Consider the following 13,544-nt stretch of genomic DNA (forward strand, 5'->3'; position numbering starts at 1 on the left):
TAGGGCACTCAACCCGCGGCGTCAGTAGCACGCCTGATCCACGCAATAATAAACTTTTCACCTTGAGGCCAATCACCATGGACAAACAACCCAAGGACTGGCGGTTTGCGCAGGCTAACAAAGAAGCCCTGTTCACTCTCGGGGCTTATGCCCTCTATTTTATCTGGTGGTACGTCTGTGCCTACGGCATGGGCAGCGGAGATCCGGACCAATACGAATATGTTTTCGGACTGCCGGAATGGTTTTTCTACAGCTGCATTGTGGGCTACCCGCTCATCACCATTCTGCTCTGGGCATTGGTCAGATTCAAATTCAAGGATATGCCCCTTGATGATGAAGTTGACGAGATAAATAAGGAGAAGCTGTCATGAGCACCACAATGATGACCGTCATTCCTGTAATTATTTATCTGGCATTGTCATTCGGAGTCGCTCTCTGGGCGCGCAAAAAAGCCGAATCCACAACATCCTCCAAAGGATTTATCGAAGATTACTTCATCGGCGGACGCTCCATGGGCGGCATGGTGCTGGCTATGACCATTATCGCCAGCTACACCAGCGCCAGCAGCTTTGTCGGCGGCCCCGGAGTAGCCTACAAGCTGGGCCTGAGCTGGGTGCTGCTGGCAATGATTCAAGTCCCCACAACTTTCCTTACTCTTGGAATCCTTGGTAAACGTTTCGCCATTATGGCCCGTAAGACCGACTCCGTAACTATCACAGACTTCCTGCGCGCCCGCTACAAAAGCGACGCTGTAGTCATCCTTTGCTCTGTGGCCCTGATCGTATTTTTCATGGCTGCAATGCTGGCACAGTTCATCGGCGGGGCAAGACTTTTCCAAACCGTAACCGGATACCCGTACATTGTAGGCCTCGTTCTTTTCGGGGTCAGCGTAGTTCTCTACACCGCCATCGGAGGATTCCGGGCTGTAGTACTAACTGATGCCATTCAGGGTATTGTCATGGTTGTTGCCGTGGTTGTTATCCTGCTGGCGGTCATTAATGCGGGCGGTGGCATGGAAAACTGTATTCAGTCTCTCAAAACCATTGACCCCGGCCTGATTACCCCCACCGGACCGAAAGAAGCTGTACCGCAGCCGTTCACCCTTTCCTTCTGGGTGCTGGTAGGTATCGGTATTCTCGGCCTGCCCCAGACCACCCAGCGTTGCATGGGTTACCGTGATTCTAAAGCCATGCATGATGCCATGATCATCGGCACCCTGCTCATCGGATTCATGATCCTCTGTGCCCACCTTGCCGGAACCCTTGGACGTGCTATTCTTCCCGAGCTCCCGGCAGGTGATCTGGCTATGCCGTCGCTTATCGTGGAGCTGCTCTCCCCGGTCTGGGCCGGAGTTTTCATTGCCGGACCTCTGGCGGCAATCATGTCTACAGTAGACTCAATGCTCCTGCTGGTCTCAGCCGCCATCATCAAAGACCTCTACATCCACTACCGACTCAAAGGGGATGCCTCACGCATGACTCTGGTCAGCCTCAAAAAAATGAGCCTGATCTGTACCGTAGTTGTAGGCCTGATGGTGTTCGTGGCTGCCATTGAGCCGCCGGACCTGCTGGTCTGGATCAACCTTTTCGCTTTCGGCGGACTGGAAGCGGCTTTCCTCTGCCCCATTGTAATCGGGCTGTACTGGGATAAAGCCAACTCCACCGGAGCCATATCCTCAATCGTCATCGGCGTGGGGACCTTCATTGTGTTGACCATCATGAAGCCTGCCATGGGCGGGGTACATGCCATTGTGCCGACAACATTGGCCTCTCTGACCGCTTTTGTACTCGGTTCATATGTCGGACACTCCAAAACAAGGAACGACCGGACTCCTGCATAAAAGAACTTGTGCCAGTTATATCCACTATCCCGAAACAGGGACGACATGTTTTCGTAACAAAGATAACGTAATTGCTAACTGCGAAGCATGTTTGGAAATAACTGCCACTGAATATAAAAGCCCTCCAGTCCGGGCACAGGAGTAAATGATATGGATATGCACCATCCTCTGAAAGTATATGAAGAGGAACTTGCCGACCTTCAGGGCCTTGTCCTTGAACTCGGTAATCTGGCTCTCGACCAGTTGAATAAGGCTATTAAGACTTTCGAGGACAATGATCCCGAAAAAGCTGAAGCTATCGTTAAAATGGATGAGAAGATCAACGATCTTGAACATGAAGTGGACAAAATGTCCCTGATGATCATCACCAAGATGGAACCCAAAGCCGCTGATCTTCGTTACGTCCTGACAGCCAGTAAAATTGCTTCCGACCTTGAACGCATTGCCGACTATGCCAAGAGTATTGCAAAGAAAGGCAAACGCGGATTCGCCGAAGAACACACCCAGCATCTGGGCTATGTTCAGCACATGGGTCAGGAGTTGAACGCCATGCTCTCCAGCATCCTTGAAGCATTTAAGGAGCTGAGCGTGGAAAAAGCACTTGATGTCTGGCACAGCGACAACAATGTAGATGCCCTGTTCAAGGAAGGTGTAACCGGCATGAAAGACTGCGTGGAAGCTGAAGACCTTGAAGGGAAAGGATTCATCTCCCTGCTCTTTACCATGCGCTGCCTTGAGCGTGTCGGCGACCATATCACCAACATTGCCGAGCATATCTATTTCATTAAATATGCTGAGTATTTTGCCGGTAAAAAATAAGATTTATCCATTGTATTCAAATGGCGGAAACACTGTGGTGTTTCCGCCATTTTCTTTTTCTCCTTTACACGACCAACCGTTTTGAATAACCTCTTTCGCTGCTGGGGGTGCCTTATCTGGCTGAGATGGCGTAATAGCCTGTCCCTTCGAACCTGATGCGGGTAATCCCGCCGTAGGGAAGCTGCATAGATTCTGTCGTTATATCTATTGTTGCGCTCGCCCTACGTGGTGAGCTTTTTTTTTACGGAGTGAAAATGATCGTAAAATTGAATGGCAAAGAAGCCGAACTGGCCGAAGACATCACCATCCTCGAACTGCTGGAATCCAAAAATCTCACACCGGACACTGTAGTTGTTGAACTCAACATGGAAATCATCCCGGCTGAAAACTACGGCTCCACACAAATAAATGACGGGGACCACCTCGAAATACTGCGCTTTGTAGGCGGAGGTTGATTACAATGAACAACGATATTTTCAAACTGGGCGGCCTTGAATTCAACAGCCGCCTGCTGACCGGAACAGGCAAATACGCCGACGATTCCGTAATCCCGGATGTATGTGAAGCTTCCGGCTCCCAGATCATCACCGTGGCCCTGCGCCGCGTTGACCTTGAATCTGACACCGGAAACGTCATGGACTTTATTCCCAAGCACATGCAGCTGCTGCCTAACACTTCCGGCGCACGCACAGCAGAAGAAGCGGTTCGCATCGCCCGTCTTGCCAAAGCCATGGGCTGCGGTAACTGGATCAAGATCGAAGTCATTTCCGACAACAAATACCTGCTCCCCGATGGCTACGAAACCGCCAAGGCAACTGAGATCCTCGCTAAGGAAGGATTCGTGGTCCTGCCCTACGTGAACGCCGACCTCTACATCGCCCGTTCGCTGGTGGATGCCGGAGCAGCAGCAGTCATGCCGCTTGGCGCACCCATCGGAACCAACCGAGGCCTTAAAACCCGCGAGATGGTCCGCATCCTGATCGACGAGATCGACCTGCCCATCATTGTTGATGCCGGAATCGGCCGCCCGTCTGAAGCCTGCGAAGCTATGGAAATGGGTGCTGATGCCTGTCTGGTTAACACCGCCATCGCCACCGCATCCGATCCCAAAATGATGGCTAAAGCATTCGGTCGGGCAGTGAAAGCCGGACGCGAGGCTTACCTTTCCGGTCCCGGAGCAAAACACAGCCATGCCAAGGCCTCCTCACCCCTTACCGGATTCCTGCACGAAGGATAAAATAAAATGAGCTTCTATCCCATCTGCGCCGAATACAACGACGCCCCCCTTGCCGAGCAATTCGGCTCCGTAACTGAACACGATGTCAGGCGCGCTCTTAACAAGACAACTTTAAGCCCGGAAGACTTTCTTGCCCTGTTAAGCCCCGCAGCAATACCTTTTCTCGAAGAAATGGCCGCAAAAGCCAGCCAGCTGACTTTGCAGCACTTCGGTAGAACCATTCAGCTGTTTACCCCGCTGTATATGGCTAACTTCTGCACCAACAAGTGTGTTTATTGCGGCTTCAACACCAAAAACAACATTCCTCGCTCCCAGCTGGGACCGGAAGAATTGGAAAAAGAAGCCAAAGCCATTGCGTCCACCGGGCTTAAGCACCTGCTCATCCTCACCGGGGATGCGCGGGCCAAGTCTTCCCCGGAATACATAGAATCCTCGGTGGAAATCTTGCGTAAACATTTTCCGTCCGTTTCCATTGAAATTTACGCCATGACCGAGGAAGAATACTCCCGACTGGTGAAGGTCGGCGTGGACGGCATGACCATGTTTCAGGAGACCTACAACGAAGAACTATACCCGACACTGCACCCTGCAGGACCGAAGCATGATTACCGCTTCCGCCTCGATGCACCTGAAAGGGCCTGTAAAGCCGGGATGCGCGTGGTCAATATCGGTGCCCTGCTCGGACTTGATGAATGGCGTCATGATGCGCTGAAAACCGGTATTCACGCCGCGTATCTGCAAAACAAATATCCCGAAGTGGACATCGCCGTCTCACTGCCGCGCATCCGTACGCATGTTGGTGATGCCTTCACTCCGAAATCCCTTGTCAGCGACACCGCCCTTGTGCAGAACATGCTGGCCCTGCGTATTTTCCTGCCCCGCTGTGGAATCACCATTTCCACCCGCGAGGCACCCGATTTCCGCGAGAACATCCTTCCGCTGGGCGTAACCCGCATGTCCGCAGGTGTTTCCACTGAAGTCGGCGGGCATACCTGCGAAGAAGAAGAAAAAGTCGGACAGTTCGATATCAGCGACGAGCGCAGTGTGGATGAAATGTGCGCGGTACTCCGAAAACACGGTTACCAGCCCGTCTTCAAAGACTGGCACCCTTTGCAGGAAGCATCGTGAACCGTACAGAACAAGGCATAGCAAAATATCTCGGTGAGGATCGTCTGCGCTATCTGCAAACGGTCCGCATCGGCATTGCCGGAGCCGGAGGGCTGGGTTCGAACTGCGCCATGCATCTGGTTCGCAGCGGGTTCAAGCAATTCGTCATTGCCGACTTTGACCGGATCGAGGAATCAAACCTCAACCGCCAATTCTATTTCATGGAACAGGTCGACACCAATAAGGTTGAAGCCCTCTGTAATAACCTGAAGTCCATCAACCCGGACCTCGACATCACTGCCCATGCTACCGCCGTCAGCCGTGAAAATGTCCATGAGTTGTACGACGACTGCGATGTTATCATCGAAGCCTTTGACGGCGCAGCGGCAAAAAAAGCACTGGTGGAAACATTCCTGCCCACGGGCAAACTGCTGGTAACGGCATCAGGAATGGGCGGAACAGGCAATACGGATGAAATCAAAACCCGCAAGGTCCGCGACAACTTCTACATTGTCGGGGACATGAAAACCGAGTGCAATGCCGAGACTCCCCCGCTATCGCCAAGGGTAGCAATCTGCGCCGCAAAACAAGCCGACATTGTTCTCAACCATTACCTGAACAAATTCCAAGAAGCCAAATAGGGACAAAGAATGAGCACCAGAAAAATCACCCGTCAAAACATCCTTGATACAGATATTTACTGCCTTACCGCCCTGAAATTTTCTAAGGATCGTTCCAATATCGAAGTTGTCCGCGAGATGCTTGATAACGGCATCAAGCTGATCCAGTACCGCGAGAAGGAAATCAAGTCCGGTCAGAAATACGAAGAGTGCATGGAAATCCGCCGCATGACCCGCGAAGCAGGGGCTGCATTCATCGTCAATGACGACATCGATCTCGCCATGATGGTCGGCGCGGACGGCATCCATATCGGGCAGGAGGATTTTCCTGTTCATGCGGTAAGAAAACTCATCGGTGATGAAATGGCTATCGGTCTTTCCACCCACGCGCCCGAGGAAGCACAGGCTGCTGTTGAAGCTGGCGTGGATTACATCGGCGTAGGACCTATTTTCAAAACCTACACTAAAGACGATGTTGTTGATCCCGTGGGCTTCGAATACCTCGACTGGGTGGTCAAAAACATAGACATCCCCTTCGTAGCTATCGGCGGTATCAAAGAGCACAACATTGCCGAGGTAATGAACCGGGGTGCCAAATGCGTAGCCCTTGTCACCGAAATCGTCGGTGCAGATGATATCGGCGGCATGATTAAAGACCTACGCTCTGCAATGCCTAAATAAATTTCAAATCGGAACCACTCACACGAAGACACCCCTGAACCGAGAAATAAGTAAGCTCCGGTTCAGGGGTGCGGTGTTGAAACGTTTTAATTAAAACGGCTGTGAATTATTTAATGGATTATTTGTATCTGTAAATCCACCTGCCCCACTTCTCATTCTCCAAATTGATCCAATCAAAGCTTTGCGCAATTTCGAATCAGACGAAGACCACTCAATAGTTGCATATCCGGCAGTTCTTTTAATTCCTGAAGGCGACTGCATCCAATACAGGCGGGTACTGTGAGCGGGGATTTCGAAATCTCCAGTCCCAGTGGCAATAGTAGGCCAACTACCTTGGCCCCCTTTAACAATCTGACTAAGATGAGTTATATCATTGTCATCATGGTCATATACTCTGACTTTGCATTGAATGGTTTCACCTGTAATATTTGTTAATACAAATCGCGGAAGCATATAGTTAGAGGAACTTGTGTACAAATAAACAAGTCCCGGAACGGTTATACCGCCCTGAGGCACAAAAGAACTCTGCGCCATCGCCCCGCCGCTCATCAGCACAAGCATAGCCATCGCCAATACAATCTTCATTGCTTTTTTCATTGTTTCTCCTTACTCATCTAGAATTATGTCTATAAAAACACAGGTAAAGTATTCTTTACATAACCCAGTTTTATCTGTCTAGAAAAAGCCTAGAGTATACAATGTTCAAGCAAAAAGAATGGCCCTTCTCCGATAAGTCAGGCCAAGAGTATATCTTCGGAATATTCGCTAAAACCCGCCCTATTCCTGAATACGGCGGGATCTACATACTCGCCTATACACACCCGCGCGGGCACCGGGCCGGATTTAAGGTAAACATGCTGTACGTTGGAGAGACGGATAACTTCCGCAAAGAACTTGCGACCCCACCCCACGCTGACTGCTTATGGGATGGCTGTTGGAACTGTATCTACCTGCTGAAAATTGATGAACTCAAAAATAGAAAGACTGTGCTTGCAGATCTAATTGCGGGCAATGATATTTCCTGCCAACACTAGAATTTTGCAGCATTAATCTCATTATTTTATTAGACTCCGCGAACCACAACAATCTATTTTATTTCCCTGATATTTAAGTTATAGTTAATTAGTGAGGTTTCTTATGCTTAGATATCTACTTACCACTATATCCTTATTATTTATCCTGAATGCCACAGCAACGGCCCAATCACTGAATGACACTGTCTTTATTACTGAAGAACTACCGCCATACAACTTTGAAATTGACGGAAAGCCCACTGGATTTGCCGTAGACATTCTTTTGGCAGCACTCAATGCTACAGGGATTAAAGCTGATATTTCAAAGGTGCATGTCTATCCTTGGCCAAGGGCTTACAAGGATGTTTTAGCCAAGCCCAACCACTGCCTTTTCAGCACGGTACGCAACAATGCCCGGGAAGAATTATTCAAATGGGCCGGCCCCATTGCAAACTATGATGTTGATTTCATCGCTACTAAGGGCCAAATTAAAATTAATGGCATTGATGATATTAAGAAGTTCAAAATAAGTGTGATCAAGAACGATATTGCATATGAAACTATTCTCGCTGAAAAGTTTGATGAAGAGCATATAGACCTATCATATTCTGTTATTTCAATGATTAAAAAACTCAATAAAGGCAGAGTAGATATAATAGCCGGAAATAGGGAGGCCATATTCTATAAAATGGAGCAAAAAAATGTAAACCCGCATGCTTATGAGGTTGTGTTCTCGTTAAAAATGCCACCTCTATACTTCGCTTTTAACAGATATACGAATGATGCTGTAGTTAGAAGACTTCAAATAGGAATTAATAAGATCAAAGAAGAAGGCAAGCTGGATTGGTTAGTAAGAACGTATCTCCCAGACAATTGATTATACATTGACTGTGTATGCAAACACAAAAACCGCCACAACCTCACAGGCTACGGCGGTTTCCCATTTCAGTTTCCCAATTAAATTCTACAGCACATTCCAAGGAGTTTCAGTCAAAGGCAGATAATCCTTTTCCTGTGCGCTGATATCAAGATGCACAAGTCCCAGCGGAGCGACACGTGGGTCCGGCTGGTCGCTGAGTTCGCGGGTATCGATGGTAACGAAATAATGCTTGCAGGATTCACATACATCGACACGCTCATTCTTGCGTTCATCTGCCTGCAGGTAACGGAGCTTCTCGATATCCTCATTTTCGCACCACGGGCAGGTATTACGCTTAAAACGCCACTCGTGCCCGCAACAGGAACAATGTAACCAACGCTGACCGCCATGTGACTTCAGATAAGCATTGTCATCACCGGATTTTTTGAGCAAAGCCAGATCAGGAAAAGTACCGCAGACCGGACAGTATCCCTTGTGCCAAGCCATATTTTCAACAGCCTTAGCTGCTTCGGGTTCCATACGGGCCATAAAAGGCTTAAGGGCCAGCGTACCGATAAATGCCAAAGTCTGGTCATCAATCTTCCACTTTTCAATCAAGGACCGCAGCAGCTTGCCATCCTCATCCCAAAGAGCCTTGGCAAGATCATTAAAATTCTCGACCTCACCTACTGCAATTACGATCTCATCGACCTCTTTGGAAATGGCAGGCAGTCCCTCAGCAACCGCCCCTGCAACCAGCATGAACACTTCGCGATACTTTTCGCCAAGGTCAGGCAGGTCCATGTCAGACAACAGTGCAACGCCCTGCTCAAAACGCGGGGCATATGCTTCCGGGATTTCATAGCCATTCCAGTCGGCAAGCAAATCATCAGCTTTTTCCAGAGCTATAACCAACGGCCCGAAAGCATCGAAAATATTCTCAAGAGCAGGCATTCTCTTACGCAAAGCAAGAAGCCCAGCCTGAACGTCACGTTTTTTCTTATTCTTACCCATTAATAATGCTCCAGAAATATTTGATGCGCTACGCGCTATTTATCAAAATATTTCGCCTCCGGCGGCTTAAACCCTTTAAAAAGGGTTTAAGAATCCCAAACTTTTTTACTAAGCTTCGCATCCGGTAACGAAAGACTGTAGAAATTTGTTTTATTTTAATTCAACCCCATTTCATCATCCCCAACGGCGAAGCCCTACTAAAAAGTTTTGAAGGGATGGGGTCTGGGGAAGGGAAACTTTTCCCAAAAGTTTCCCTTCCCCAGCCGCCGGAGGCTATTCTTTACCCAAACATGCGTTTTGCAGGCTTGGCGAGATTAGCGAGGAACTCTTTGCGGGTTACGCCTTTGCCGACGCCGGAAGCGTCTGCGGTAACGTACTCGTAGTAGAGTTCAGGTTTATCCTGCACCAGATAGATGACGTTGACTTCATCAGCGTCGATTATTGCTGCGTTAGGATAATCCTTCTTGACCCGCTCAAGGGCTTTTTCAGCCAGAGCGACCATTTCTTCGCGTTCACCGAAGTTCATAGTGCCGGTGGGACAAGTCTTAACACAAACAGGCACGAGTCCGGCCTGCTGGCGATCAATACACATGTCACATTTAGCCAACAGACCGGTACCGGTATTACGACGCGGAATGTTGTAGGGACACGCTTCGGTTATTTCCTGACATTCTTCAGCACTGAGCCGTTTAGTCTGATCGGTGAAAATGACTGCGCCGGTAGTTTCATCCTTCACAACCGCGCCATTCACATACATATCACCGATGTCCTTACAGGGAGGCACATCGCAATGACGGCACTGATCGGGAAAGAAATACCACTCGACCTTGCCGTTGATGCGGTGCTCGCTGAAACGGACCAGTTTATAGTTAAAGGGGTTCAAGTCCGGCGGGTTCTGGTGCGAACCGCGCTGCTTGGTTTCTACTGCGGGCAGATCGTGCCATTCCTTACAGGCAACCTGGCAACCGCGGCAAGCCGTACATCTGGAGGTATCTACAAATAATGCTTTAGGCATGTTTTACTCCTTGGTTGCAGGTTACTCGTCAATCTCGGTGAGCTTTTTCGCTTTGCGAACGTTCACCAGACAGGCCTTGTACTCAGGAATGGTCGTGTTGGGATCACCTACAGCCGGGGTGAGGCGGTTGGTAGCATCACCGCAACCTTTAGTGGTCCAGCCGAAGCAGAAAGGCATACCGATTTCATGAACGGTCTCACCTTTGATTTCAAACGGGGTCATACGCACGGTAACCATAGCAATGGCTTCAACCTTGCCGCGTATACTTTCAACGATAACAGGATCACCGTTTTCAATGCCCTTTTCCTTGGCCAGCTCAGGGCTCATTTCTACATAAAGCTGAGGTTCGGCTTCCAGCAAAACGGGGGTGTTTCTGGTATCACCGCCACCGCACCAGTGCTCAGTCATACTATAAGTGGTTAGTACGATGGGAAAACGCTCGTCAGCGGGCTTGGCAAGCTTGTCCATATCACTGTACACGCGCTTGTAAACCGGGCTGCTGAGCTGACGCGAGAAGGGATGACTTTTGATAGGCGTTTCCACCGGTTCGTAATGATCGGGAAACGGACCATCCTGTAGGCCAGGACCGTAAAGCTGTCCGTGACCTTCCTTACGCATGATGAAGGGATAGCGGCCCTTACCAGTTGCGGTCGGCGCCCATCCGCCATCAGGGATATCGCCTTCCCACTTAGAACCGTTCCATTCGATAACGGCCTTCTGCGGTGCCCAAGGCTTACCGTTGGCATCGACAGAAGCACGGTTGTAGAGGATACGGCGGTTAACAGGCCAGCACCATGCATAGTTGGGGTAGAGATTGATCTTCGCCTGCATGGGGGTCTGTTCCAGACTGCGGCGTTTAGCCTTGTTTCCGCCCTCTTCAGTGTAACTGCCTGCGTACAGCCAGTTGAAGGAGGAAGTAGAGCCGTCATCAGCAAGAGCTACGAAGGAAGGCACCTGCTGGCCCTTTTTGTACTTCTTGCCCTTGAATTCCACATCCTTGGTGAAACGGCCGTTAATACGCTGAGCCATGTCTTCGGCATCGTAGTAAGCAGGCCAGTCAAGGGTGAGCAGAGGTTCGGGGTAGGTACCGTTCTCTTTGCTGTAGAGGCGGCGTACGTGGTTGATGATGTCCACATACATTTCACCCATGCTCTTGGATTCGCCCATGGGGCGGCAGGCTTCATAGTGCCAGAGCAGCCAGCGACCACTGTTGGAGATGGAGCCGGCTTTTTCCGCACGCTGGGCGGAAGGCAGCAGGAACACCTCAGTCTTGTTCTGGGTGGGATCAACGCCGGGACGGTGCCAGTTCTCGGAAGTCTCTGTGTGGTGAATCTCACCCACAACCAGCCAATCGAGGTTATCAAGAGCCTTACGGGTCTTGTTGGAGTTAGGCACACTCATGGCCGGGTTGGTTCCGAATGCAAAACCACCCCTGATCTCGCCTTTGTACATGCGGTCGAAGATGTAGATGTAGGAGTAATCTTCACCGTCGTCCGCCTTGGGCAGCATCTGGTAGCCGAAGCCGTTATCTGCGGAAGCGTTGTCACCGCGCCAGGCCTTGAGCAGTGAGGCCATGTACTTGGGCTTATGCTGCCACCAGTTGGCACTTTCGGGATCGTGGGAAATCGGAGTGGTTTTCTCCACGTAATCTTCATAAGATCCCATGCTGGCTTTAGGCACAGGCAGGTAACCCGGCAGGATATGCCAGAGAATACAGTGGTCAGTTGACCCCTGTACGTTAGGCTCACCGCGCAGGGCGTTGATACCGCCGCCAGCTACACCGATGTTACCGAGCAGGAGCTGCAATATGGCGCTGGAACGGATGTTCTGCACACCAACAGTATGCTGGGTCCAGCCCAGTGCGTACATGATAGTACCGGCTTTATCTTTCTTACCTGTGGAAGCGTATTCCTTGTAGACCCGAATCAGGTTGTCTTTGGAAACACCTGTGGTCTTGGAAACGTTGGACATGGAATAGCGGGAATAGTGCTTCTTGAGCAGCTGGAATACACAGCGGGGATGCTTCAAGGATTCATCGCGTTTGGGTACGCCGTCTTTATCAAGTTCAAAAGCCCATTGGGATTTGTCATATTTGCGGGCTTTCTTATCGTAACCGGAGAACAGTCCTTTAGTGAACTTGAAATCCTTACCGACGATAAAAGCTGCGTTGGTATAATTGGCAACGTATTCCTTGAAGAACAGGTTGTTCTCCAGAACATAGTTGATCATACCGCCCATGAAAGCAATATCTGTTCCCGATCTCAAGGGGACGTGGAAGTCACACCTTGCGGAAGTACGGGAGAATTTGGGGTCAACATGCATAACCGAGGCGCCTTTGTCCTTGGCCCGCAATACCCATTTAAAGGAGATAGGATGGTGCTCTGCTGCGTTACTACCGATGATAAGAACGGAGTCCGCGTTTTCAATATCGCACCAATGGTTGGTCATCGCACCGCGCCCGAACGACTCTGCCAGAGCCGCAACTGTTGCGCTGTGTCAGATACGTGCCTGGTGATCAAAATGCACCAGGCCGAGGCCGCGTACACCCTGATGGACGACTGCACACTCCTCGTTATCCATCTGTGATGTACCAAGATGGAAAATTGATTCTACACGGTTGACTTCCTGCCCCTTGGCATTGAAGCGCTTGAAGTCGGCATCACGTGTTTCCTTTACACGCCGGGCAATGCGGTCAAGCACGAAATCCCAGCTCTTTTCTTCCCATTTAGTGCTGTAGGGAGCACGATACAGGGGTTTCTCAATGCGGTGGTGGCTGTTATGCATGGCGAGCATAGCCGCACCCTTAGCACAGAGAGCACCTTCACTGACCGGGTAATCCGGATCACCTTCAGTGCTTACAATCTTTCCGTCTTTGACATGGGCGATGAAATGGCAACTGACCGAACAGAACGGACAGATGGAGATCACTTCTTTCGCACCCTTAATCTTCAACCCGGCAGCATAAGCCTGCGTAGGGGAAAGATCGAGTCCCAGCTGGCTCATACCGATACTTGCGACACCAACGCCCGCAAGTTTCATGAACCCTCGCCGTGAAATGTTCATGAGATCCTCCTCAGTTTAAATCAGGCTCACAAAACCGCGTAAATGCCTGACAATTACTTTGATGATCCCATAGAATCTTAAGCTTGAATTAAAGTCAATAATTCGAATATGTTAGATTTAGCACATATGAGAAAGATTATGCGGGGACTGAAGGGTGTGTTTTTGCGAGGCGGGGGAATAACTATTGATTTCAATTGTTCTGATGTAGACCTGATTTGGGTATCTCAGGTCTATTTATGAAAATTTTCAACCATAATATATCGGTTGAACAAAAAC

14 protein-coding genes and 1 riboswitch are annotated in these 13,544 nt (G+C 49.8%); of the genes, 10 read left to right on the forward strand and 4 right to left on the reverse strand.

Features of this window, described 5'->3' with window-relative positions; translation table 11 throughout:
• The first annotated feature begins 77 nt into the window (after window positions 1-77).
• The 8 genes from ACNI23_RS08765 (at window position 78) to thiE (ending at window position 6,304) form a co-directional block, all read left to right on the forward strand.
• A complete protein-coding gene (locus tag ACNI23_RS08765) occupies window positions 78-371 on the forward strand; it encodes a YhdT family protein (protein ID WP_420248000.1) in 294 nt (97 codons plus the stop codon).
• On the forward strand, window positions 368-1,840 hold the full coding sequence (gene panF, locus ACNI23_RS08770; protein WP_420248001.1) for a sodium/pantothenate symporter: 1,473 nt from the start codon (window positions 368-370) through the stop codon (window positions 1,838-1,840). Before ACNI23_RS08765 ends, panF begins: the two co-directional genes overlap by 4 nt.
• 150 nt (window positions 1,841-1,990) lie before the next feature.
• Entirely contained in the window at window positions 1,991-2,659 is a 669-nt protein-coding gene (gene phoU / locus ACNI23_RS08775; protein WP_420248003.1) for a phosphate signaling complex protein PhoU, read from the forward strand.
• 93 nt (window positions 2,660-2,752) lie between these two features.
• Window positions 2,753-2,855, forward strand: a riboswitch (TPP riboswitch).
• Window positions 2,856-2,913: 58 nt separating this feature from the next.
• The gene (gene thiS, locus ACNI23_RS08780; RefSeq protein ID WP_420248004.1) at window positions 2,914-3,114 is read left to right on the forward strand and encodes a sulfur carrier protein ThiS; all 201 of its coding nucleotides are present in this window, start codon (window positions 2,914-2,916) and stop codon (window positions 3,112-3,114) included.
• A 5-nt stretch (window positions 3,115-3,119) separates the two neighbouring features.
• A complete protein-coding gene (locus ACNI23_RS08785) occupies window positions 3,120-3,896 on the forward strand; it encodes a thiazole synthase (protein ID WP_420248006.1) in 777 nt (258 codons plus the stop codon).
• A 6-nt stretch (window positions 3,897-3,902) separates the two neighbouring features.
• Window positions 3,903-5,024, forward strand: coding sequence for a 2-iminoacetate synthase ThiH (thiH, locus tag ACNI23_RS08790; protein ID WP_420248008.1), 1,122 nt, complete (start codon window positions 3,903-3,905; stop codon window positions 5,022-5,024).
• Entirely contained in the window at window positions 5,021-5,644 is a 624-nt protein-coding gene (gene thiF, locus ACNI23_RS08795; protein ID WP_420248009.1) for a sulfur carrier protein ThiS adenylyltransferase ThiF, read from the forward strand. Before thiH ends, thiF begins: the two co-directional genes overlap by 4 nt.
• A 9-nt stretch (window positions 5,645-5,653) precedes the next feature.
• Window positions 5,654-6,304 (forward strand): thiamine phosphate synthase, encoded by a 651-nt coding sequence (thiE, locus tag ACNI23_RS08800; RefSeq protein ID WP_420248011.1) that lies wholly within the window; start codon window positions 5,654-5,656, stop codon window positions 6,302-6,304.
• A 90-nt stretch (window positions 6,305-6,394) separates the two neighbouring features.
• On the opposite strand, the gene ACNI23_RS08805 is transcribed toward thiE, so the two are convergent.
• Entirely contained in the window at window positions 6,395-6,901 is a 507-nt protein-coding gene (locus ACNI23_RS08805; RefSeq protein ID WP_420248012.1) for a hypothetical protein, read from the reverse strand.
• Between the two features lie 101 nt (window positions 6,902-7,002).
• Here ACNI23_RS08805 and ACNI23_RS08810 point away from each other — a divergent pair, with 101 nt between their 5' ends.
• Both ACNI23_RS08810 and ACNI23_RS08815 read left to right on the forward strand, forming a co-directional pair.
• Window positions 7,003-7,338 carry a hypothetical protein gene (locus ACNI23_RS08810; protein WP_420248014.1) on the forward strand — a complete coding sequence of 112 codons (336 nt, stop codon included), beginning with the start codon at window positions 7,003-7,005 and terminating at the stop codon, window positions 7,336-7,338.
• 103 nt (window positions 7,339-7,441) lie between these two features.
• Complete coding sequence (locus ACNI23_RS08815) at window positions 7,442-8,194, forward strand: substrate-binding periplasmic protein (RefSeq protein ID WP_420248016.1); 753 nt, start codon at window positions 7,442-7,444, stop codon at window positions 8,192-8,194.
• Window positions 8,195-8,281: 87 nt separating this feature from the next.
• On the opposite strand, the gene ACNI23_RS08820 is transcribed toward ACNI23_RS08815, so the two are convergent.
• The 3 genes from ACNI23_RS08820 to fdnG form a co-directional block, all read right to left on the reverse strand.
• A complete protein-coding gene (locus ACNI23_RS08820; RefSeq protein ID WP_420248017.1) occupies window positions 8,282-9,190 on the reverse strand; it encodes a formate dehydrogenase accessory protein FdhE in 909 nt (302 codons plus the stop codon).
• 280 nt (window positions 9,191-9,470) lie between these two features.
• Window positions 9,471-10,205, reverse strand: a complete 735-nt coding sequence (locus tag ACNI23_RS08825) for a 4Fe-4S dicluster domain-containing protein (protein WP_420248019.1) — start codon at window positions 10,203-10,205, stop codon at window positions 9,471-9,473.
• A 21-nt stretch (window positions 10,206-10,226) separates the two neighbouring features.
• The gene (gene fdnG / locus ACNI23_RS08830) at window positions 10,227-13,268 is read right to left on the reverse strand and encodes a formate dehydrogenase-N subunit alpha (RefSeq protein ID WP_420248021.1); all 3,042 of its coding nucleotides are present in this window, start codon (window positions 13,266-13,268) and stop codon (window positions 10,227-10,229) included.
• Window positions 13,269-13,544 lie beyond the last annotated feature (276 nt).

Origin of the sequence: Maridesulfovibrio pacificus (SeqCode), assembly GCF_048612815.1 — a bacterium.
Classification (GTDB): domain Bacteria; phylum Desulfobacterota; class Desulfovibrionia; order Desulfovibrionales; family Desulfovibrionaceae; genus Maridesulfovibrio; species Maridesulfovibrio pacificus.

Coding starts and splice junctions, on each gene's coding strand:
- ACNI23_RS08805 (WP_420248012.1), bottom strand. CDS start 6,901: ATGAAAAAAGCAATGAAGATTGTATTGGCGATGGCTATGCTTGTGCTG.
- ACNI23_RS08765 (WP_420248000.1), top strand. CDS start 78: ATGGACAAACAACCCAAGGACTGGCGGTTTGCGCAGGCTAACAAAGAA.
- phoU (WP_420248003.1), top strand. CDS start 1,991: ATGGATATGCACCATCCTCTGAAAGTATATGAAGAGGAACTTGCCGAC.
- ACNI23_RS08810 (WP_420248014.1), top strand. CDS start 7,003: ATGTTCAAGCAAAAAGAATGGCCCTTCTCCGATAAGTCAGGCCAAGAG.
- panF (WP_420248001.1), top strand. CDS start 368: ATGAGCACCACAATGATGACCGTCATTCCTGTAATTATTTATCTGGCA.
- thiH (WP_420248008.1), top strand. CDS start 3,903: ATGAGCTTCTATCCCATCTGCGCCGAATACAACGACGCCCCCCTTGCC.
- ACNI23_RS08815 (WP_420248016.1), top strand. CDS start 7,442: ATGCTTAGATATCTACTTACCACTATATCCTTATTATTTATCCTGAAT.
- thiS (WP_420248004.1), top strand. CDS start 2,914: ATGATCGTAAAATTGAATGGCAAAGAAGCCGAACTGGCCGAAGACATC.
- ACNI23_RS08820 (WP_420248017.1), bottom strand. CDS start 9,190: ATGGGTAAGAATAAGAAAAAACGTGACGTTCAGGCTGGGCTTCTTGCT.
- ACNI23_RS08825 (WP_420248019.1), bottom strand. CDS start 10,205: ATGCCTAAAGCATTATTTGTAGATACCTCCAGATGTACGGCTTGCCGC.
- thiE (WP_420248011.1), top strand. CDS start 5,654: ATGAGCACCAGAAAAATCACCCGTCAAAACATCCTTGATACAGATATT.
- ACNI23_RS08785 (WP_420248006.1), top strand. CDS start 3,120: ATGAACAACGATATTTTCAAACTGGGCGGCCTTGAATTCAACAGCCGC.